The organism is Testudinibacter aquarius, from assembly GCF_004342725.1.
In the GTDB taxonomy this organism is placed as follows: Bacteria; Pseudomonadota; Gammaproteobacteria; order Enterobacterales; family Pasteurellaceae; genus Chelonobacter; species Chelonobacter aquarius.
Window position 1 is genome coordinate 31,995 of record NZ_SMCP01000007.1, and the last position, 22,001, is coordinate 53,995.

Here is a 22,001-nt window from a genome sequence, read left to right on the forward strand (position 1 = left end):
TCATTATTTCTGGGACTTGTTTGCATTATCCGCTAAATTAACGCACTTTGAAACGTGGTCAGATCACAAATGCAGCAAATAGTCGCAATTACATCCATCCAGGGATTGCGCTTGCGGCTGAGAATGATAAAATTAAGCAAAATTTAACAACGCATATCACTCCGAGCTTGTCTCGCCTACGTTTGCAAAAATAGGGCAGCAAGCCTGTTAGTACGGTCGTTTTGTACTACGCCGGATACACTGGAAACGGTTTATCCGCTCGTGTTTAGAAAGGTGTCAGAATGCAGCAAATCCGAATACATCAAATTCCGGTTGGTTTTGTGCCATTGCAACAAAATCAGCCTCAGCAATTGGTCGATCGCTTTAAGCGCCAATATCAATATTTGCGTCTCTCCATCACCGACGTGTGTAATTTCAAGTGTAATTACTGCCTGCCGAATGGTTATCAACCGCAAAGCAGCAAACCGTCATTTCTACAGTTAAACGAAATTCGGCGTTTGATCAACGGCTTTGCGGCAATGGGAACCGAGAAAGTGCGGATCACCGGTGGCGAGCCGACGCTACGCAAAGATTTCACCCGGATCATCGAAACGGTGCGTGCCAACGATAAGATCAAAAAAATTGCGCTGACCACCAACGGCTATCGCATGGCGAAATCAGTGGCAGAATGGCGTGCAGCCGGGCTGGATGCGATCAATGTCAGCGTGGATAGTCTTGATCCGAAAATGTTCCATCAAATTACCGGTGAGAATCTGTTTCATCAAGTGATGGACGGGATTGATAAAGCCTTTGAGGCGGGCTATCAGCAAATTAAAGTCAATTCGGTGCTGATGAAAGGTTTGAATGATAAGGATTTTGCGGCATTTTTAGCTTGGATTAAAGATCGTCCGATCGAGATGCGTTTTATCGAATTAATGCAAACCGGTGAAATGGATCGCTTTTTTGATCGTCACCATTTGTCCGGTTCAGTGCTGATGGAACAGTTGCTGCAAAACGGCTGGCAGCTGCAAAACCGAGCGATGACGGATGGACCGGCTAAGGTGCTGAAACACCCGGATTATCAAGGGGCAATTGGTTTGATTATGCCGTATTCCAAAGATTTCTGTGCCGATTGCAACCGCCTGCGTGTCTCTGCCAAAGGGCAGTTACACCTCTGCTTATTTGGGGAAGAGGGGGTTGAACTGCGTGATCTGCTGCAACAGGATTGGCAGCAAGCACCATTGCAGGCAAGGCTCTTTTCCGCATTGCAACAAAAACGTGAGCATCACTATCTGCATCAAGGCGACAGTGGCGTGCGGCCGCACTTGGCATCAATTGGCGGTTGAGTTATCCAGGGCAGAAATGCCAAACCTATCTTAAAGAGATATTATGCAACAATTTACCCATATCAACAGCAACGGCGAAGCCAATATGGTCGATGTCGGCAACAAAGCCGAAACTGTGCGTGAAGCGCGTGCCGAAGCGCTGGTGACCATGTCGGCGCAAACGTTACAGATGATTTTAAACGGTGATCACCATAAAGGTGATGTGTTTGCCACTGCCCGCATTGCCGGGATTCAAGCAGCAAAACGCACTTGGGAACTGATTCCGCTGTGTCACCCGTTATTGCTGACCAAAGTCGAAGTCAATTTGACCGCACTTCCTGCCACCAATCAAGTGCGGATCGAAAGCCTGTGCCGTTTAAGCGGCAAAACCGGTGTGGAAATGGAGGCGCTGACTGCCGCTTCGGTGGCGGCACTGACGATTTACGATATGTGCAAAGCGGTGCAAAAAGACATTGTGATTGAGCAAGTGCGGTTGTTGAGCAAAAGCGGCGGTAAGTCGGGTGATTTTTCGGTTGAGGGAAAAAATGATTAAAGTATTGTTCTTTGCGCAAGTGCGAGAGTTGATCAACACTGACGAGCTGCAACTTGAAGCGGAGTTTGCCACTGCTGAAGCATTGCGCCAATATTTGGCAGCCAAAGGGGATAAATGGGCGTTGGCACTGCAAAGCGACAAATTGCTGGTGGCGATCAACCAAACGTTGATGCCACTGGATAGCCCACTTCAAGATGGCGATGAAATTGCCTTTTTTCCGCCAGTGACCGGGGGGTAACGGTGCAGACAGACGTGGCAACAGAAATTCGGGTTGCGGTACAAACCGCAGAATTTGATCAAAGTGCGGTTTACCAATGGTTATCTGAGCCGAAAAGCAGTGGGGCTGTTGTACTGTTTATCGGCAAAGTACGCGAGATGAATCTAGGTGACAGTGTAGAAAAACTTTATTTGGAACATTACCCTGCAATGACGGAAAAAGCGCTGAACGAGATTGTGGCTCAGGCTTGCCAACGCTGGGAAATGCGACGAGTGCAGTTGATCCACCGTGTCGGAGAATTGCAAACCGGTGATGAAATCGTCTTGGTCGGTGTGAGCTGCAAGCATCGTGGCGATGCCTACCAAGCCAATGAATTTATTATGGACTACCTTAAAACCCAAGCGCCATTTTGGAAAAAAGAGCTGACCGACAATGGCGAACGCTGGATCGAAGAGCGGGCAAGCGACAAGTTAGCAGCAGAGAAGTGGTAAGGGCGCTATTGACTGCCAATCCTCTTACTGCCAATCCTCAAAGCTTAGTTGTTCGATTCGTTGGAATTCTTTTGTGTTGTGAGTAATCAAGATAAGTTGATTACTTATTGCCTGTGCGGCAATTAAAGTGTCATAGCTGCCGATAGGTGTGCCTTTTTGCTCTAAAGCCGCTCGAATTTGCCCTGCTATTTGGGCGTCATCGTTGCTGAAGGCAAGGACTTCAAAAGGCAATGTTTCTAATTTTGCGCGATTTTGCTGTTTGCGTTGACTTTTCTCCACGCCATAATAAAGTTCATACATAACAATACTTGATAACACAAAATCACTAGGCTGATGTGCTCTTAATTGTTGATGAAATGCAGCGTTATTTTTTAATAGCGCGATAACAGCATTGGTATCCAATAAAAATTTCATTATCAAAAATCCCAGTCTCGTTCGGGTTCTAACAGGGCATTTCTATTTTCTAAAACCGCACTTTCTAAACTGGTGTCAAATTCGCCAAGCTGATCTAGCCACGACCAATCGGTTATGATAGGTTCAAGAATGACTTGGTTTCCTTTACGTTTGATACTGACTTTATCACCATGAAAACGAAACGCTTTTGGCAATCGTAGTGCCTGTGAATTACCGCTCCAAAATAATTTAGCTGTTGTCATTTGATGATTCCTCCTACAAAATATAGATACAAAAAGTATATATTGTTTTATTTGTAAGGGCAAGATATGAAATCAAAAGGCTACCTATCGCGGTAGCCTTCGGTAATGACACAAGTGTTTAGAACTTATAAGACAGATTGCCAACCGCACTGATACCTTCAGCGTAGTAGCAGTAATAGTCACAGCCTGCTAAGTATTTGCGGTTGCCGAGGTTGTCGATATTCACTTGTGCTGCCAAGTTCTCGCTGATCTGATAGCGAGCGAACAGATCAACCACGGTCGAGGAGGGTACTTGATAGCCGGAATACAGCGAACCGCTAGCAGTCACGCTTTTGCCGACATAGCGGATTCCGACACCGGCGTTTAATTTATCGCTAAATTGATAAGCAACCCGGGTCGATAGCGTATGTTTAGGGATTAAAGCGGTGTTGGTTTTGCTACCGTTAGCATTTTCTGTTACGGAACGTACATAGGTATAAGCCAACAGGGTTTGCAATTTCTCGGTCACATTCAAGTTGGCTTGAACTTCAACACCTTTACGTTTGATCGGGTCTGCACTGCTGACAGTAGCCCCAGTACCTTGATTCACCAGAGCGCCTTTGTCTTTTGCTTGGAACAACGCAACGGAAATCGTGCCGTCAACCCATTCAGGCATATATTTGATACCCACTTCATGCTGTTTGGTGATATTCGGTTTGTACAAAGTCGCGTTGCCGCTCAGACCGGTTGGTACACGGAAAGATTCGGTATAAGCATAGTAAGGATTTAATCCGAGATCATTAAAATACATCACCGAGCCGGAGTATGAGGTGTGATTTTTACGCACATTTTGTTCGCTGGCAAGTTCACTGTTGCGCACGCGATCGTGGCGAACACCGGCGCTCAGCCCGATGGTATCCCATAAAATGACATTGTCTTGTAAGTAGAAACCGCTTTGACGAGATTTGATTAAAACGCGTGGCGCATTGATGGTTGCGGCAGTGCCGTAACTGGCGGCCGGATCATACACATTTACCATGCCTTGGGTGCCGAACAGGGTGTAAAGCGAATCGAATTTTTGATTGCGATAATCCATCCCGGCAACCAAGGTGTTGTTAATCACCTCATTGCTGTATTTCCAGCTCAAGCGGTTATCAACGCTATGGCTTTTTGCAGTGCCATTGTTATAAACCACGGCACGGGCAACTTCATAGTTGGATTGTGCTAACGGAATCGGATTCCAATTTGCATCATAACCTGATGGATAGGCATAAGCCCCACGATGGCGGTTATCAATGATTTGATAACGGTAGTTTTGGCTGAAGCTCAAACCGTTGCCAAAGTCGTGGTTAAATTCATAGCCCACGCTTTTACTGATGCTTTTTTCGTAATCTTGGGTTGGATCACCTAAATTAGCGTGGCTGGAGATTCTGCCTTGAGCGGTTGGAATCAGCGTGCCGTCCTGCGGTAAGAAGTTTGAGCTTGGCACGCCAACAGTTTTTAAATAGCTCGTTAATACGGTTAAATTGGTCTTGTCGGAAATATCCCAAGCCAGTGATGGAGCAATGTAATAATTTTCTGACCAAGTGCCGTTCCACTCACCGTCAGCGTGGCTGTAGCGGCTGACTAAACGATAATGCAGGCTGTCATCGCTGTTTAAGCTGCCGGTATAATCCGCACCGATGCCACGTTGGTTTTTATTACCGAAGTGAGTAGTGATTTCGCCTTTACCGATGTTTTCTTTGTTTGGGCGTTTAGTGATGTAGTTGATCAAGCCGCCGGCATTCGAAGCACCGAAAGCCATTGAATCGGAGCCTTTGATGACCTCTACTCCTTCAACGCCGTACATTTCTACTTGTGGGGTAAAGAAGCCCTGCGATAGTGCCGGCATGCCGTCGATGGCTTGGCTCGCTTCAGTACCACGCACACGGAACCAGTTGGTATTGATATCGCTACCGAACACTTGGCTGGTAAAACCGGCTTGATAGCGTGCGATTTCATCGGCTTTTTCAATACCTTGAGCGGTTAAGGTTTGGTTGTCCAAAACGGTGGCAGATTTTGCTTGGTTGAATGGTTGTACATCCAATTTGTTCATGCTGCCAACCACATTAATCTCTTCCAACATCTCACCCGCTTGGGTTTCGGCAAGTGCCGGGTTCAGGCTGAGCAAAAGTGCGGTTGTCAACGCAGAATAGTGAAAGGTTTTGTTTTTCATTAAGTTGTCCTCAAATGTTCATAACAAACGGCAGGTGGTTATACCCGACGCATAATCAATAGAAAATAACTGCCGCCGAGCAGGGTTGCCACCAGTCCGGCAGGAACTTCATACGGAAACAGTATTTGCCGACCGAGCCAATCGGCGGTTATCATCACCGTGGCGCCGATCAGCGCAGCGGCAAGAATTTGCGATTTTGGCTTGTGAAAGCCGAGATAGTGTGCCAAGTGCGGTGCCAGCAGCCCGATAAAACTGAGCGGTCCGACCACCAAGGTGGCGCAAGCGGTGAGAACCGCACTTAATAAAATAAAGATCCAGCGGGCTTGGTGCATATTCAAGCCGAGCGCTTTTGCGACCACGGCTTGCAGGCTGAGCAGATCGAGCCAGCGGCTGAAAACCAAGCCGACAGCGAGCAGTAAAAGTGCGGTCAGGCTCAAGCCGATCGCTAATCCACTTTCAGCATAGTAGGTAGAGCCGCTGGTCCAACTCAATAACTGTTGAATGCGGAAGTCACCGCTGGCAAGCAAGATGCGCTGTACCGCATCAAACAGGGCGGCAAGGCTGATTCCGGTCAGCAAAATCCGTTCCGGCAACATGCCGCTGCGTCCGTTGATCAATATCACAATCAACAACACCAACAATGCGCCACAGATGCCGGCGATCCACAGATTCTGCTGGGTCAGTTGGCTGAAACCAAAAATGACCAGCAACACCCCGAAACTGACGCCGGAGGTAATCCCTAACAGTTCTGGGCTTGCCATTGGGTTGAAACTCAGGCGTTGCAATAATACACCAGCGAGCGACAACATTATTCCGGCGGCGAGGGCATACAACAGTCGTGGATAGCGAAGTTCCAGTACGGTGTCGTTCAATGCACTGAGTGTCCAGCCGTCGGCACTGTTGCCGAGCAACAGGGCGAAAAGTGCGGTTAAAATAAACAATAGGCTTAACACTAACCCAGTGCGCGGCGTCATCATTTTATTGATGCTCAGGAAATCAGCAGAAGATTGCAGCCGTCCGCTGTGCGGCAGATTTTTAAACATCAGCCATAAGAGTAACGGTGTGCCTAATACCGCGGTGACTGCGCCGGTCGGGAGTTGAATTTGGTGATATTGGCTGATGAGCTGCAATCCTAAATCGGTAATCAGCAATAAAACAGCGGATAAATAAGCACTTTGCAACAACTGCCCTCTGAACGTGCGAATTCCCAGTTGGCGGCTGATGGTGGTGGCGGCTAAACCGATAAAACCAAGCATACCGACACGGCTGATGACTATTGCCACCAGATAAGCAGAAAGCAGCAAGCCGGCAAAACGAATCCACTGCACCGGTACGCCGAGACTTTTGGCATTACTGTCATTTAAGGCAAGAATGGCAAGCGGGCGCTGTAGCATAGCTAACATCACTAGCGCCGGAATTAATAGCCAAAACAGTTGAATACTGTCGAGCCAGCTCTCTTGCAGCAGTGAGCCTGCGCCCCAGATCATCAAGCCGCGTGACTCTTCCGGATAGAACAGCATTAAGGTGGCAGAGAGCGAGCCTAAATACAGATTCACCACTAAACCGGCGAGGATCATAATCAGTGGCGATAAATTTTTACGCCATGCCAATAAAAAAACCAGAGCCAGTGCCGCGAGTGCGCCTAAAAAGGCGATAAGTGTGCTGCCAAAATGCAGAATCGACGGAAAGAACAGGGTGCAGCTAAACAGTAGGAATTGTGCGCCGCTGCTGACCGCCAAGGTGTTGTCGGAGGCGAGCGGATTATTGACGACCTGCTGCAATAACAGGCTTGCCAAGCCAAGTGCGGTTCCGGCTAACAGTGCGATCGCAATCCGTGGAAGGGTATAATTTTGTACCAAGAGTATCTCGAGTGACGAGCTATTGAGTTGTAATAATTCAGTCCATGCCCCCGGCTGCGGCAATTGCAGGTTTAATAACCAGCCACCTAGCAAAATAGTGAGCAATAGTAATGTGATATTCAGCAGCAGCGGACGGCTTACCATGGCTCACCTCCCTGTTGCAAAGCGTCGGATAATGCCAGTGCGAAACGTTGTGCTGACGGCAGTGCGCCGAAGGTCCAAATGGCAGGCAATACCAGCGGATCTTTCGATAGTGGCAGATGCTGCCAAAGGGTGTTGTGTTCAAGTGCGGTCGGCACATTAACCGGATAGGGTTTAATCACGATTAAGCGTGGATTGTCTTTAAACTCCGCTAGCTGGTTGATGCCGATATTGGTTGAACCCCATACCGTAACCGGCGCTGTCCAAGCGTTACGAAACCCCATTTGCCGAATTGCGGCACCAAATAGACTGTTTTCGCCATATACCCGCAAATGGCGGCTGTCAATAAACTGTACCAACAGCAAAGTGCGGTTTTGGTAAGGCGTCAATTGGGTTTTGAGTTGCGCAAAAAGCTGTTCCGTCTGCTGAATCAAGCTTTCTGCCCGCTGTGGCTTACCGATAAATTGTGCCAATTCACGGGTGGCTGCCAGTTGATTTTGCCAAATTTCCCCTTCACGGTAGAAATTGACTTCGTTCACTTGCTGAGGCTGGTCAGCATAATGCTGCAAAATCGGTGTTAAGTTGCTGAACATCGCACTGTTGATAAACCGATCCGGTTGTAATTTGGCTAACAGTTCCTGATTAGGTTGCAATCGTGTGCCTAAATCCAGCGTATGTTGCGGCAGCTCCGGCACAGAAACCCAAGTGCGGTAGCTCTCAGCATCGCCAACAGCGATTGGCGGCTGTCCGAGTGCCAATAACGTTTCTGCCACGGTCCAGTCGAGGGTTGCCACTTTCAAATCAGGCGAGTTAACTTGAGCAAAAGTGCGGTAACTGAATAACATCAGTATCACAAGTGACAGGCGCAGCAGGGCGGATTTTTTCATTTTAGTTTCCGCTTAGAAAAAGGCGACCGGCACAGCAGAAACCGGATGGCGAATAACGTTTAAGCCGATGCCGTAGATCGCCTGTAAATTAGCTTGAGTCATCACGGTTTGCGGTGCACCTTGCATTAACAGCTTGCCACTGTGCAGGGCAACGAGGTGGTCACAAAAGCGCGCTGCAAGATTAACATCATGAATCACAATCACCACTCCGATATTCAATTGACGTACCAGTTGTTGAATGAGCTGCATCACTTCCACCTGATGGGCAATATCCAGTGCGGCGAGCGGTTCGTCTAACAACAGAAAGCGACTTTGTTGCGCCAACAACATAGCCAACCAAGTGCGGGAACGTTCCCCACCCGAAAGGGTTTCCACCAATTGATCGGCAAAAGCTTCGGTGTGGGTCAGTTTTAATGCGTTTTCAACCGCATCGTGATCTTTCTGTTTATTGCGCCCGAATAAGCCGTTCCAGGCATAGCGCCCCATTTGAATCAGTTCTCGTGCGGTTAAATTGGCGGCAGCGGGCAGATGTTGCGGCAGATAGGCTACTTCTCGAGCAAATTCACGACTTCCCCAGCGGCTGATTTCACGATTTTGCAACAGCAGTTTCCCGCTACTACAGGCTTGTTGATTGGCGAGGAGTTTAATTAACGTTGACTTGCCGGAGCCATTATGGCCGATCAAACCATAAACCTTGCCGATTTCAAAGGTTAAGTCCGTCGGTTGCAATAAAGTGCGGTAGCCGCGCTTTTGGCTTGGCATATCGATGCTTGGAATACGGTAAGCAACTTGCTCCAGTTTAAACACTATTTTTTCCGTCACGAAAGTTAAAGTCGCAATTGTAATTGAAAACTATTCCTCTTTCAATGTATGACTGACAAAGTTTTTACGCTTTTTGAAGTGAAGGAGATTGTGAGGGATTATAAAATTGGCCCGATAGTAGCGACAATATTTTGCCAAATACGGCGTAATACAGACCATTGTTCAACCTGTTGTTGGGTGATGGCAATAGATTGGGCGATATAATCTTGCTGACGTTGGTAAATTGCTGCGGTGAGTTCGCTATCTTGCAGAAGAATATTATTTTCATAATTTAAATTAAAGCTGCGCAGATCCAAATTGGTAGAGCCGATATAACTGACTTTGCCGTCAATGGTGAGCGTTTTGGCGTGCAGTAACCCGTTTTTGAATTCATAAATCGCTATACCGGCTTGTAGTAATCGACGGTAGTGGCTGCGACTGGCAGCTGAAACCACCCAAGAGTCGTTACGTTGCGGAAAAATTAAACTGACTTTTACGCCTCGCCAAGCAGCGGCACAAATGGCTTCAATGGTAGTGTGATCCGGCACAAAATATGGCGTTGACAAGGCGATCTCATGTTGAGCACTGTGAAATAGAGTGACGAATAATTGTGGGCAGGAGTCTTTACGTTCGGTCGGGCCATCGCCGACCACTTGCGCCGCAAAGCCTGATGTGTTCGTTGAAATTTGCGTAGCTATACTGTCTTTATCGCTTATGCTGTCTTTACCGCTTGGTAGGTCGTCAAGTGCGGTTTTACCGGTCGCTACTAGCCAGTCGCTGGTAAATAAAAGCTGCATTTGTCGCGCTACTGCACCTTCAAAACGCAGTAAAATATCAACCCAAGGGGCAAAACGGGCTTTGACTAGAAATTCCGGATCAGCACAGTTTTGGCTGCCGCAATAGACTATTTTATTATCAATTAAGGTGATTTTGCGGTGGTTACGCAAGTCTAAACGACCGGTGATGATGGTTTTAAGCGGGTGATCAATCGGAAAAGCGATTGCCAGTTGCACGCCGGCAGCTTGCATTTGTTGCCAATAACTGGAGCGAACAAACTGCCGTGATCCCAAACCATCGACCATCACCCGGCAGGTTACGCCACGCTTTGCAGCACGAATCAAGGCATTGGCAAGATTGATACCGGTGTGATCTGCCAACCAGATGTAATATAAAATATCAATATTGTGTTGTGCCTGTTCGACATCGTTGAGCAGCCGTGCTCTGGCTTGGTCAGCATCGGGCATCAGTTCGGCACGGTTGTCGGGCAGCGTATGGAAACCGTTAATTGAGGTGGCATACGCGAAAGCCGCCCGATAAGGCAGATCAATTTGAGATTCATTTTGCTGTTTTGTACTAATGAGTTGCGGCGAGTTACGTCGCATTTCGTCAAAAATCGCATGGTATTTTTTGCTTATTGCTTGACCAATATTGTTCTCCCCAAACAGCCAATACAGCCCGGCGCCGAAATAAGGAAAAATAATTAAAATGACAAACCACGCCAAACGACTTGTCGCTTCCAGATCATCGCGCAGCAAGATTCGTATTGAAAAGACAACAACTAGACAGATATGCAGGGTCAGTAGCAACATAGCGGCTCCAAAATTAGATGATGACACAACCAGATAAATATTGAAAAAGGCGAAATCCCCGATTTTATTGTTGTAGCTGAAAGGTTAAACTACCGCCAAGTGCATGCGCATAACGTGAAAGTGTGGTCAAGGTTGGTGAAACGATACCTCGTTCTAACCGACTAATATTCTTGACATTAATACCTGATTTTTCAGCGATATCGGATTGAGTCAGTTTCAATTCAAGCCGTGCAGCTTTCAGCATTTCAACTAATTTACGCCGTTCTTCAAGTGCATCATATTCAGCAGCAAATTCAGGATCTTTCATCAATGTTTTTTTTACATCGGTAAGCGATACTAATTCAAGTTCAGGATCTTTGATCATTTTTCAGCTCCTTTTGTAATTTATCCATTCTGTTGTAGGCTAATTCAAGAGTCTTCTTCGGGGTCTTTTGGGTTTTCTTCTGCATAATATGCACAATATACGCATTCTTACCTTTAGTAAAAAAGAAAAAACTGCGTGAAATTCCCTCTTTTGAAGTGGCTCGAAGCTCCTTTAAACCATTACCGAGGTTTCTTACCACGGGTTCTCGTAATTCATTGCCACTGCGTTCAAGAGCCTCAATGAGTTGAAATGTTGCCACTTGTAATAATTTAGGTAACTCTGTTAGTTCTTTTTGTGCTTGTCGGGTAAGCAGTACTGTAAACATAGTACCTCATATGTAGTCATTTATGATGATAATATCTAAAACATAAAAAGTAGTCAAATATGATAACAAAAAAGCAGATTACACGACTGCAATCTGCTTATGGGTGTAATGACGCTATTTTTTATAGCACTTTAACAATACTTTCACACAGATAATGAATATTGTCTTCGGTGATGCCGGCGACGTTGATGCGACCGGAGCGCACGGCGTAAATGGCGAATTCGTCTTTCAGACGATCCACTTGTTCCGGGCTGAGGCCGCTGAACGAGAACATGCCATTTTGTTCGATTATGAATGAAAAATCTTGTTCAGCGCCGTATTCTTTCAGTAGATCGACGAATTTTTGGCGCATGGTTTTAATGCGTTCGCGCATTTCGGCAAGTTCTGCAATCCAGTTGGCTTTCAATTCTGCATCGCCCAATACCAGAGCTACCGCACTTGCACCATGCGAAGATGGGTTGGAATATAGGGTGCGGATAATCGATTTCACTTGGCTGAAAGCGGTTTCGGCGGTGGCTTGATCGGCAGCTACCAGCGTAAATGCACCGACCCGTTCATTGTATAAACCGAAGTTTTTCGAGAACGAGCTGGCAACCAGTAATTCTTTGTGGTTTGCGGCAAAGGCACGCAAGCCTTGCGCATCTTCGTCCAAACCGTTGGCTAAACCTTGATAGGCGAAGTCAAACAGCGGCAACCAACCGTTTTTCACCGATATTTCGGCTAATTGTTGCCATTGTGCCGGAGTCGGGTCGATCCCGGTTGGGTTATGGCAGCAACCGTGCAGCAATACCACATCGCCTTCGCCAGCGTTGCTGAGATCGGCGATCATGTTATCCCAATCTAAAGCACGGGTCTCTTCATTATAGTAACGGTAGTTACGGATGGTGATGCCGACTGCGTTGAAGATCGCATTGTGGTTTGGCCAAGTCGGGGCGCTGATCCACACGTTTTGGGCGTTGGTTTGGCGTTTGATAAATTCCGCTGCGACACGCAATGCGCCGGTTCCGCCCAGACTTTGTGCGGTTTTGGCACGTTTGCTATTGACGATTTCGCTGTTTGCGCCGAATAACAATGCTTGGGTGAATTGGTTATAGGCGGCGACGCCATCAATAGTCAGGTAATTTTTGCTGTTTTCGCTTTCCAATAGGCGTTTTTCTGCCTCTTTCACCGCTTTTACGATGGGCGTTAAGCCGTTGGCATCTTTGTACACGCCGATACCCAAGTTGATTTTGTTGCTGCGGGTTTCGGATTTAAACGCTTCGCCTAAACCTAAAATCGGATCCGCCGGTGCGGCTTGGATTTTTTCAAACATAGTGAGTTCCTTTGATGTTGTGAATGTTATTATAAAATGAAGTCTTTATTTATACTGATTTTCAGCGCAGATAACAATCCTAAAGAAGCAAAATCATCTTAATTTCTCAATCGCCCATTCCAGCCCTGATTGATAGTCTGGTGGCAATAACGTTGCTAAGCGTTGTAGGCAGTCGATTAATACGGTTTTGTCCGGATGCGCGAAATTGATATGCCCGACTTTGCGCCCCGACCGCACTTCTTTGCCGTACCAATGCAGTTGGCTGAACGGCAGATTTAACCACTGTGGATGGTGCTCCGTGCCAATCAGATTGATCATCACGCTCGGCATAAAAATGCCCAACTGCGGTGTCGGCAAGTTGAGCAGGGCGCGCAAGTGCAATTCAAATTGGCTGATCGAACAACCGAGCTGTGTCCAGTGTCCGCTGTTGTGCACCCGTGGCGCCAGTTCGTTAATCAGCAATTTATCACCGACCACAAAGCACTCCATCGCCATCACCCCGACATAATCCAGCTTGTGCATAATGGCGCTGAGCATAGCTTCGGCTGGCGCCTGCAAAGTGCGGTCTGCGCCTAACTGCACGCTGTAACGTAAAATACCGTTTTGTTGCAGATTGTAGGTGACGGGGTAGAAGCGGGTTGCGCCGTCGGCAAAGCGCGCACCGACCAGTGAAATTTCATAGTCGAATGGAATAAAGGCTTCGGCGATCACTTCACCGAACAGATCGTCAGTGATCACCTCGGGATTATCAGCAGTCACAATCCATTGCCCACGCCCGTCATAACCGCCGGTGCGGCGTTTCACTACCAGTTTCTCCCCAATTTGTTGAAAAATCTGTGCCCATTGCGCCTCAGAATCCAATTGTTGCCATGGCGAAGTCGGCAGGTTTAATTCGTCCAATAGTGATTTTTGTGAATAGCGATCTGCCAATAAGCCGAATACATTGCGATTAATAAAGTTTGGGTGGGAAGCCAGGGCGGTGGTGAGCGGGGTGGTTTGCCAGCGCTCGATTTCAGCGGTGATGATGGCGTCAGGTTCAATTTCAAACAACGGAGCGGCAAAGTCTAACGGCTGCACCCCAATATCCAACGGGGCGCCGGCATACCGCAACATCCGTCCCAATTGTCCGTTGCCTAACACATAAACCGGGGGATAAATGGCACTTTTTTGCATGGCGCTTTCCTTATAGCAAACGGGGATCGGGATTATCTAATACCGTTTGGGTCTGTTGCGTACGAAATTGCTGTAAGCGTTGTGCAAGTGCGGTATCGTGATTGGCTAAAATCTGCGCCGCCAATAAAGCGGCATTGGCAGCGCCTGCGGCGCCGATCGCCAAGGTGCCGACCGGAATGCCTTTCGGCATTTGCACGATGGAATATAAGCTGTCGATTCCGCTCAATACCGCACTTTTCACCGGCACACCCAACACCGGTACAAGGGTTTTGGCAGCGATCATACCCGGTAGATGTGCAGCACCGCCGGCACCGGCAATAATCACCTGATAACCGTTGTTTGACGCTTGTTCGGCAAAACTGAACAATTTATCTGGCGTGCGGTGGGCAGAGACGATTTCCACATGGTGAGGTACTTGCAGTTGATCCAATACATTGGCGGCTTCGATCATGGTTGACCAATCACTTTGCGACCCCATTACGATGGCGATTTTGGCAGACATAAAGCTGATAATTTCCTCTGTTTGGCATTTGAAAAGTGCTGTAAGAATAGCATGATTTCAATAGAAATTAAGCCTTGTACGGCATGTTGATAAAATATTTTATCTTTTTTAATCGGATAACGGGGATTCGATTGCAACTTGACGGAGAAAATTCTATTCTTACGGCCTAAAAGAAACTGAGCAAATCCACGGAGCAGGCCATGTCAGCAAAAGCAAAATACAGAAAAGATTACAAAAAACCGGATTATACCGTCACTGATATTTTTCTTGATTTTCAATTGGATCCCCAACATACCCGCGTTATCAGCAAATCGCAAATTGCGCGTTTGAACCCTGAGGCACAGCAGCTGCGGTTGGACGGACACAGTTTTCAGTTTGCTTCGATTAAATTAAACGGACAGCCGTTTACGGCTTACCAGCAAGATGCGGAATCGCTGCAATTGAATCTTAGCGGCTTGAATCTGGAGCATTTTGAACTGGAAATCGAAACGCTTTTAAAACCGGCGGAAAATACCTCGTTGCAAGGTTTATATCAATCTGGCGATGGTTTTTGCACCCAGTGCGAAGCGGAGGGCTTTCGTCAAATCACCTATATGTTGGATCGCCCTGATGTGTTGGCACGCTATACCACGCGGATTACTGCCGATAAAACCCAATATCCGTTTTTATTGTCCAACGGCAACCGCATCGCCACCGGCGATATGCTTGACGGGCGTCATTGGGTTGAATGGCAAGATCCATTTCCGAAACCGAGCTATCTGTTTGCATTGGTTGCGGGGGATTTTGATCTGCTGCAAGACCGTTTTATCACCAAAAGCGGTCGCGAAGTGGCATTGGAACTGTATGTGGATAAAGGCAATCTGAACCGCGCCGATTGGGCGATGCAGAGCCTGAAAAAATCAATGAAATGGGACGAAGAGCGGTTTGATCTGGAATACGATTTAGATATTTATATGATCGTTGCCGTTGATTTCTTCAATATGGGCGCAATGGAAAACAAGGGTTTGAACGTGTTCAATTCCAAGTTTGTGTTGGCAAATCCGGCAACGGCGACGGATGAAGACTATCATAATGTGGAAGCGGTGATCGCTCACGAATATTTTCACAATTGGACCGGCAATCGTGTGACTTGCCGTGATTGGTTCCAACTCAGTTTAAAAGAAGGCTTGACCGTGTTCCGCGATCAAGAGTTCTCCTCTGATACGGGTTCAAGAGCGGTGCAACGGATCAACAACGTTAAAATTCTACGCACGGTACAATTTGCTGAAGATGCCGGCCCGATGGCGCACCCGATTCGTCCGGAAAAGGTGATTGAAATGAATAATTTCTATACCGTCACCGTGTATGAAAAAGGTTCGGAGGTGATCCGCATGCTGCATACATTGTTGGGCGAAGAGCGGTTTCAGCAAGGCATGAAATTGTATATTGCCGAAAATGACGGCAAAGCGGCAACCTGTGAAAATTTTGTGTCGGCTATGGAACGGGCATCCGGTGTGGATTTGACCCTGTTCCGCCGTTGGTACAGCCAATCCGGTACGCCGGAATTGACGATCAGCGACGAGTATGACGAGCGTAACCATATTTATCGTCTGCATGTGTCGCAGCTGACAGCCCCAACCCACGATCAATTGGATAAAATTAATCTGCATATTCCGTTGAAAATCGAGTTGTATGATCCGCAAGGCAAACAACAGGAGTTGCAAAGCGAAACTGGCTTGGTCAGCAATGTGTTGGATATAATGCAAAATCATCAAACCTTTGAATTTCATCATATTTATGCAAGACCTACTCCAGCGTTGTTGTGTGATTTCTCTGCACCGGTAAAACTGGATTATGCTTACACTGATCAACAACTGCTGCTTTTATTGCGTCATGCTAAAAATGATTTTATCCGTTGGGACGCTGCCCAAATGCTGCTGTCGAATGAGTTGCGGCAAAATCTGCAACGCCAACAAAACGGCGAACAGATGCAAGTCAGCCCATTATTATTGGATACTTTCCATTCCATCCTGGAGCAATATCAACAAGATGTGGAATTGACTGCACTGATGTTGACCTTGCCGAAAGAGACAGAGTTTGCCGAGCAGTTTAAAGTGATCGACCCGAGCGGTATCCATCAGGTGCGTAAATTCTTGCAGAAAAGCATTGCCGAACATTTGAAAGCACTGTCGCTGAAAATTTATCATCGGATCGATCTGCCTGAATACCGTATTGAACGGCAGGACATTGCCTTACGCAGCCTGCGCAATGTCTGTTTGAGCTATCTGGCGGTGACGGAATTTGGCAATGCGTTGGTTAATACGCATTATCTGCATGCTAACAATATGACCGACACGCTTGCCGCACTGGCGGCAGCGAGTAGTGCCGCCTTGCCGTGTCGCGATAATTTATTGACGGATTTTGAACACAAATGGGCGCATGACGGATTAGTGATGGATAAATGGTTTGCGTTGCAAGCGACCCGTCCGGACGAAGATGTGTTGCAACAAGTGACGAAGCTGATGGATCATCCAAGTTTTAATTTTAATAATCCGAACCGCCTACGTGCGCTGGTCGGCAGTTTTGCCAACCAAAACCCGAATGCTTTCCATGCGATTGATGGCTCAGGCTACCGCTTTTTGGTCGAAGTGCTGATTAAGTTAAACCGCAGCAATCCGCAAATTGCTTCGCGTTTAATTGAGCCGCTGATTCGATTAGGACGCTACGATGCACAACGTCAAACCCTGATGAAACGCGGCTTGGAACGGTTGGCGAAAATTGAAGATCTGTCGAAGGATCTATTTGAAAAAATCGAAAAAGCGCTGGATTGACGGTTTTTTGGTATTTTCAGTTAAGTGGTTTGGCATAATTGGAGTAATATTGGCACGCTAGTTTGATTAATATTGTGTGCAATTAAAATATAGGCTGGATAATATGTATTCTTTCATCAAAAAAGGCTTGTTTTCACTGGATGCCGAGCAGGCACATAATGTTACCTTGAAAACACTGGGCATGATCGGTAAAACTCCGGCAAAATACTTGCTACAGACCGCACTTCGATGTCCGCAAGGTACGCCGAAAACCTGCATGGGGATCCGCTTTAAAAACCCGATTGGTTTAGCTGCCGGTGCGGATAAAAATGGTGATGCAATTGACGGTTTCGGCGCACTGGGTTTCGGTTTTATCGAAGTCGGTACCGTGACACCGTTGGCGCAAGACGGCAACCCGAAACCGCGTCAGTTTCGTTTGTTAGAGGCTGAAGGGATTATCAACCGTAACGGTTTTAATAATCGTGGCGTGGATTATCTGGTTGAGAATGTCAAAAAAGCGAACTATGACGGCGTGATTGGGATCAATATCGGCAAAAACAGCACCACTTCGGTCGAAAACGGCAAAGGCGATTATATTTATTGTCTGAACAAAGTGTATAACCATGCCGGTTATATTACGATCAATATCTCATCACCGAATTCGCCGGGGTTGCGTCAGTTACAATATGGCGAAGCGCTGGACGATTTGCTGCAAGGTATTAAACTGCGGCAGAAAGCGCTGGCGGATTATTATAATAAATATGTGCCGATTGTGGTCAAAATTGCGCCGGATCAAACCGAAGCCGAACTGGTGCAGATCGCTGACACGTTGCGTCGGCATGAAATGGACGGTGTAATTGCCACCAACACCACGCTTTCGCGTGATAGTGTGCAGGGCATAGCCAACGCTGAGCAACAGGGCGGTTTAAGCGGTAAACCGTTGCAACATCTCAGCACCCAAATCATCACTCGTTTACACCAAGAACTAAAAGGCGAAGTTCCAATTATCGGCAGTGGCGGGATTGATTCCGTGGCCAGCGCAGAGCAAAAAATCACTGCCGGTGCGGAATTGTTGCAATTGTATTCCGGTTTGATCTATCACGGACCGCACTTGGTTAAATCGTTGGTAGAAGGGATTAAGTAGAGTGATTAAAAGGTGAAAAAATTGGGTTCGTATTTTGCTGCGAACCCAATTTTGTTTATTGCGTTAAACTTTCTTCGCCAACATCGTGACGAACTTCAGTTTAATCCGATTGCCGTTGGCGTCGGTTTTGTGCAGTTCGCCCGGGGCTTCGGTGTATTTGAGTAGTTCCCAATCGTGGTAATAATTTTTCAGTTCGTTTTCGGCAAAGGTGAAAGAGAACGGCATCGGGCAAGGCATATCCTCGGTAGACATTGCGGCAACAATCAGGTTGTAACCGCCCGGATTGGTGTGTTGCTGCATATTGGCGATAATGGCCGGAATGCGCTCCCGTTGCAGGAACATCAGCACCACGGTGGAGAGAATAAAATCGTAATTGTCTTGAATTGCCGCTTGGTTAATGTCGTAAAGTGCGGTTTTGATATTGTCAGATTTTTCTTTTTCGATAAGCGAATCCAAAAATGCAATGCTGGTCGGGTTGTGATCCCAAGCGTCCACCTCAAATCCTTGAATGCCCAAAAACAGCGAATTTCGTCCTTGTCCGCAGCCTAAATCCAGCGCTTTGCACGGCGCAATCTGCTTGGCAGCATTGATCACTTCAGAGTGGGTTTGGGTCATATTGTATTTTTTGGCGGCGTAATCCTGCGGCAGGCAATAAAATTCCAGATAGCATTGCAAGTCATCGGAAAGTGGTGCAACCCGATGCCACTGTTGCGGCTCGACAAACGGTGCTTGATTTTCGACATCAAATACATGAGTCGCCGTCACATTGCCGACTTCGTCCAGTTCAAAATATTGCAATGAACCGGCAAGAATCGTCACTTTTGCCCAAGTGCCGACTTTGGTATTGTGCATTTCTCGGAACATTTGTGGCAGGGTATCGGTAGTCCAAACCGGCATTTTTTTGTAAGCGATAAGTTGTGTGTGCATAAATTGCGCTCCTTAAGATATATTTAAAATATTGTTTAATTGGATTTTAAAGAAAAATTGCACGACTGGCAATAATTTCCGACAAATTTAGTCGGGTTTAACGCTATACTGTTCATCAATTTAGCATAATGTTAGAATTCGTCGATTTATTTATCCAACACACATTTATTTTACAAAAGGAGTTTTTATGGCAGCAGAAACCACAACGGTTGATCTTCAGGCACAAACCGTAGAGGTGCTGAAGCAGATTCAGCAATTGGATTTTAATACCGTGTTAAACCAATGGATTATCCCTTACGGCACTAAGATTTTACTCGCGATTGCAATCTATTTCATCGGTAAATCGGTGGCGCGTTTTTTGAGCGGTCTGCTGGGCAAAGCAGTGTTGCGCTCCAGTAAAGACGAGATGTTGCAGGGATTTGTCAGCTCGATCAGCTATTTTCTGTTTTTGCTGATCGTAGTTATTGCAGCATTGTCGCAGCTGGGCATTAACACTAGTTCTTTGGTGGCGTTGATTGGGGCGGCAGGCTTGGCTATTGGTTTGGCGTTGCAAAACTCTTTGCAAAATTTCGCTGCAGGGGTGATGATTTTGGTGTTTAAACCGTTTCGTAAAGGTGATTATATTGAAGCCGGCGGTGTTGCCGGCGTGGTGAATCAAATCGGTTTATTGGTGGTTGAACTGAGAACCGGAGATAACAAAACAGTGTTGGTGCCGAACGGCAAAGTGTTTGGTGACAGTATCACCAACTATTCAACCAACGAAACCCGCCGAGTTGATTTTATCTTCGATATTGATTACAGCAGCGATATCACCGCCGCAAAGCAGATTATCGCAGATTGTCTGGCACAAGAATCGCGTATATTACGAAATCCGGAGCCGACGATTGTGGTGGGTTCACTGGCATCAAACAGTGTGCAGTTGTTTGTGCGCCCGTGGGCAAGAACCGCCGATTATTGGGGTGTCTATTTTGCGATTACCGAAAAAGTGAAGCTGGAGTTCGACAGAGCCGGTATTGCGATTCCGTTTAACCAGCTAAACGTACATCTGGATCAGGATTTAGTGGTCGGGATTGAGAAAAAAGTCAATTAATTATAGCAACAAAAAATCAAGTGCGGTGTTGAACCGCACTTAGTTTATGCCCAAACTTATTTCTTCGCTTGACGCGCTTTGGCTTGGTCTGAAAGCTTTTTGCTGATTTCGCGACGTTGTTTAGAATTTTCAGCATTACGGATAATGTAGTCGTCGATGCGGTCTTCGTAATCATCGCGCATACTGGAAATAATGGTGCGGATATCACTGACGCTCATTTCATCGTTGATGTATTGATTGAGGTTATCCAACAACAGCACACGTTTTTGATTGTCGCGAATTTTACGTTCGATATCGATCATATCACGTTTCAATTTATTTTTTTGACGAGACAAGCTGACATACTCCAAAACATCTTGAAAGCATTGCTTATTTACAGGTTCCATTTTTATACTCACTGGTTGATTATTGATGACTTTCTCTAATTTATCCTTTTTAATCGGGGTCGTCAAAGGCTTCGATCACGTTTTGGATAATAAAAATGGTGGGAAATCAAATAAAGCGATTGATAAGCGTAGAGCGGAATGATAAAACTAAGCGATATTTATTTTATTGGGTCAATTAAGAGGAAAGCATGTCAAAGGTATTTAACTTTAGTGCCGGTCCGGCGATGATGCCACAGGCGGTATTAGCACAAGCACAGCAAGAGCTGTTGAATTGGGAAGGGCTGCAAACCTCGGTGATGGAAGTCAGTCATCGCGGTAAACACTTTATGGCATTGGCGGAGCGCTCGATTCAACAATTGCGTGAGTTGTTGGCGATTCCGGATAACTACCAAGTGTTGTTTGCCCAAGGCGGCGCACGCGGGCAATTTGCGGCTGTGCCGATGAATTTATTGGATGAGAACGGCAAAGCGCTGTATTTGAACAGCGGTTATTGGTCAGCAGCGGCAGCGAAAGAAGCACGCTTGTTCGGTGAGATTGACGAAGTGACGATTGGCGCAGAAAAAAATGGAATTGTCGGCGTAGAACAGCTGGATTTCAGCGAAGTTGCCACGCAATACGATTATGTGCATTACTGCCCGAACGAAACCATCAGCGGCGTAGAAATCTTTGAAGTGCCGAATGTTGGTGATGCAGTATTGGTGGCGGATATGTCGTCGAATATCCTTTCCCGCCCGATTAATGTCAGCAAATTTGGGGTGATTTATGCCGGCGCTCAAAAAAACATGGGGCCTTCCGGCATCGTGATTTTAATTGTGCGTGACGACCTAATCGGCAAAGCGCGTGCCAATACGCCGTCAATTTGGAATTATCAGGTTTTGCGTGACAACGACTCGATGTTTAACACCCCGCCGACCTTTGCCTGGTATCTCTGCTCGTTGGTGTTCCAATGGTTGTTGGATAACGGCGGTTTAAACGCCATGGAAAGCCGTAACCGTGCCAAAGCGGAAAAGTTGTATGCCTATCTCGATCAAAGCGATTTTTACCGCAATACTGTCGCCGTCGCCAACCGCTCTTTGATGAATGTGACGTTTACCTGTAGCGATGACGAATTGAACGCAAAATTTGTGGCAGAGGCAACAAAGTGCGGTTTGCAAGCGCTGAAAGGGCATCGAATTGTCGGCGGCATGCGAGCTTCAATTTACAATGCAATGCCGCTTGAGGGCGTTGAGGCGTTAATTGCCTTTATGCAGCGGTTTGCGCAAGCAAACCAAAATTCATAAAAATAGAGAATAGAAAA

22 protein-coding genes and 1 riboswitch are annotated in these 22,001 nt (G+C 46.8%); of the genes, 8 read left to right on the top strand and 14 right to left on the bottom strand.

The window, feature by feature from the left end; translation table 11 throughout:
* The first annotated feature begins 147 nt into the window (after window positions 1–147).
* A riboswitch (molybdenum cofactor riboswitch) is annotated at window positions 148–292 on the top strand.
* The 4 genes from moaA (at window position 282) to moaE (ending at window position 2,565) form a co-directional block, all read left to right on the top strand.
* Window positions 282–1,325, top strand: coding sequence for a GTP 3',8-cyclase MoaA (moaA, locus tag EDC16_RS08360; RefSeq protein ID WP_132967344.1), 1,044 nt, complete (start codon window positions 282–284; stop codon window positions 1,323–1,325). (Overlaps the previous riboswitch by 11 nt.)
* 43 nt (window positions 1,326–1,368) lie before the next feature.
* A complete protein-coding gene (moaC, locus tag EDC16_RS08365; RefSeq protein WP_132967346.1) occupies window positions 1,369–1,857 on the top strand; it encodes a cyclic pyranopterin monophosphate synthase MoaC in 489 nt (162 codons plus the stop codon).
* A complete protein-coding gene (gene moaD / locus EDC16_RS08370) occupies window positions 1,850–2,095 on the top strand; it encodes a molybdopterin synthase sulfur carrier subunit (RefSeq protein WP_132967348.1) in 246 nt (81 codons plus the stop codon). Before moaC ends, moaD begins: the two co-directional genes overlap by 8 nt.
* Window positions 2,096–2,097: 2 nt before the next feature.
* Window positions 2,098–2,565 carry a molybdopterin synthase catalytic subunit MoaE gene (moaE, locus tag EDC16_RS08375; protein ID WP_232517186.1) on the top strand — a complete coding sequence of 156 codons (468 nt, stop codon included), beginning with the start codon at window positions 2,098–2,100 and terminating at the stop codon, window positions 2,563–2,565.
* Between the two features lie 24 nt (window positions 2,566–2,589).
* On the opposite strand, the gene vapC is transcribed toward moaE, so the two are convergent.
* The 12 genes from vapC to purE all read right to left on the bottom strand — a co-directional run bounded on the left by vapC (window position 2,590) and on the right by purE (window position 14,368).
* A complete protein-coding gene (gene vapC / locus EDC16_RS08380) occupies window positions 2,590–2,979 on the bottom strand; it encodes a type II toxin-antitoxin system tRNA(fMet)-specific endonuclease VapC (RefSeq protein WP_132967350.1) in 390 nt (129 codons plus the stop codon).
* A gap of 2 nt (window positions 2,980–2,981) precedes the next feature.
* Window positions 2,982–3,221 carry an antitoxin gene (locus EDC16_RS08385; RefSeq protein WP_132967352.1) on the bottom strand — a complete coding sequence of 80 codons (240 nt, stop codon included), beginning with the start codon at window positions 3,219–3,221 and terminating at the stop codon, window positions 2,982–2,984.
* Window positions 3,222–3,339: 118 nt separating this feature from the next.
* A complete protein-coding gene (locus tag EDC16_RS08390) occupies window positions 3,340–5,415 on the bottom strand; it encodes a TonB-dependent siderophore receptor (protein ID WP_132967355.1) in 2,076 nt (691 codons plus the stop codon).
* A 38-nt stretch (window positions 5,416–5,453) separates the two neighbouring features.
* Entirely contained in the window at window positions 5,454–7,418 is a 1,965-nt protein-coding gene (fhuB, locus tag EDC16_RS08395) for a Fe(3+)-hydroxamate ABC transporter permease FhuB (protein ID WP_132967357.1), read from the bottom strand.
* Complete coding sequence (locus EDC16_RS08400) at window positions 7,412–8,302, bottom strand: ABC transporter substrate-binding protein (RefSeq protein WP_232517188.1); 891 nt, start codon at window positions 8,300–8,302, stop codon at window positions 7,412–7,414. The genes fhuB and EDC16_RS08400 overlap by 7 nt, the downstream gene beginning before the upstream one ends.
* Before the next feature lie 12 nt (window positions 8,303–8,314).
* A complete protein-coding gene (locus EDC16_RS08405; protein ID WP_416069064.1) occupies window positions 8,315–9,109 on the bottom strand; it encodes an ABC transporter ATP-binding protein in 795 nt (264 codons plus the stop codon).
* A gap of 113 nt (window positions 9,110–9,222) precedes the next feature.
* Window positions 9,223–10,692: a cardiolipin synthase gene (gene cls, locus EDC16_RS08410; RefSeq protein ID WP_132967359.1), complete on the bottom strand. Its 1,470-nt coding sequence runs from the start codon at window positions 10,690–10,692 to the stop codon at window positions 9,223–9,225.
* Between the two features lie 64 nt (window positions 10,693–10,756).
* On the bottom strand, window positions 10,757–11,056 hold the full coding sequence (locus EDC16_RS08415; RefSeq protein ID WP_198362720.1) for a helix-turn-helix domain-containing protein: 300 nt from the start codon (window positions 11,054–11,056) through the stop codon (window positions 10,757–10,759).
* Window positions 11,040–11,381 carry a type II toxin-antitoxin system RelE/ParE family toxin gene (locus tag EDC16_RS08420; RefSeq protein WP_132967361.1) on the bottom strand — a complete coding sequence of 114 codons (342 nt, stop codon included), beginning with the start codon at window positions 11,379–11,381 and terminating at the stop codon, window positions 11,040–11,042. The genes EDC16_RS08415 and EDC16_RS08420 overlap by 17 nt, the downstream gene beginning before the upstream one ends.
* Before the next feature lie 121 nt (window positions 11,382–11,502).
* Entirely contained in the window at window positions 11,503–12,693 is a 1,191-nt protein-coding gene (locus EDC16_RS08425) for an amino acid aminotransferase (RefSeq protein WP_132967363.1), read from the bottom strand.
* 93 nt (window positions 12,694–12,786) lie between these two features.
* A complete protein-coding gene (gene purK, locus EDC16_RS08430) occupies window positions 12,787–13,866 on the bottom strand; it encodes a 5-(carboxyamino)imidazole ribonucleotide synthase (protein ID WP_132967366.1) in 1,080 nt (359 codons plus the stop codon).
* A gap of 10 nt (window positions 13,867–13,876) precedes the next feature.
* Window positions 13,877–14,368, bottom strand: coding sequence for a 5-(carboxyamino)imidazole ribonucleotide mutase (purE, locus tag EDC16_RS08435; protein ID WP_132967368.1), 492 nt, complete (start codon window positions 14,366–14,368; stop codon window positions 13,877–13,879).
* Between the two features lie 200 nt (window positions 14,369–14,568).
* Here purE and pepN point away from each other — a divergent pair, with 200 nt between their 5' ends.
* Window positions 14,569–17,178 carry an aminopeptidase N gene (pepN, locus tag EDC16_RS08440; protein WP_132967370.1) on the top strand — a complete coding sequence of 870 codons (2,610 nt, stop codon included), beginning with the start codon at window positions 14,569–14,571 and terminating at the stop codon, window positions 17,176–17,178.
* A 103-nt stretch (window positions 17,179–17,281) separates the two neighbouring features.
* Entirely contained in the window at window positions 17,282–18,301 is a 1,020-nt protein-coding gene (gene pyrD / locus EDC16_RS08445; RefSeq protein WP_132967372.1) for a quinone-dependent dihydroorotate dehydrogenase, read from the top strand.
* A 63-nt stretch (window positions 18,302–18,364) separates the two neighbouring features.
* Here the strand turns inward: pyrD and tehB are convergent, their stop codons facing one another.
* Complete coding sequence (tehB, locus tag EDC16_RS08450) at window positions 18,365–19,228, bottom strand: SAM-dependent methyltransferase TehB (RefSeq protein WP_132967375.1); 864 nt, start codon at window positions 19,226–19,228, stop codon at window positions 18,365–18,367.
* Between the two features lie 187 nt (window positions 19,229–19,415).
* On the opposite strand from tehB, the gene EDC16_RS08455 reads away from it, so the two are divergent.
* Entirely contained in the window at window positions 19,416–20,318 is a 903-nt protein-coding gene (locus EDC16_RS08455) for a mechanosensitive ion channel family protein (protein WP_132967377.1), read from the top strand.
* A 56-nt stretch (window positions 20,319–20,374) separates the two neighbouring features.
* Here the strand turns inward: EDC16_RS08455 and EDC16_RS08460 are convergent, their stop codons facing one another.
* Window positions 20,375–20,704 (bottom strand): DUF496 family protein, encoded by a 330-nt coding sequence (locus EDC16_RS08460; RefSeq protein ID WP_132967378.1) that lies wholly within the window; start codon window positions 20,702–20,704, stop codon window positions 20,375–20,377.
* A gap of 188 nt (window positions 20,705–20,892) precedes the next feature.
* Here EDC16_RS08460 and serC point away from each other — a divergent pair, with 188 nt between their 5' ends.
* A complete protein-coding gene (gene serC, locus EDC16_RS08465; RefSeq protein WP_132967380.1) occupies window positions 20,893–21,984 on the top strand; it encodes a 3-phosphoserine/phosphohydroxythreonine transaminase in 1,092 nt (363 codons plus the stop codon).
* The last annotated feature ends 17 nt before the right edge of the window (window positions 21,985–22,001 follow it).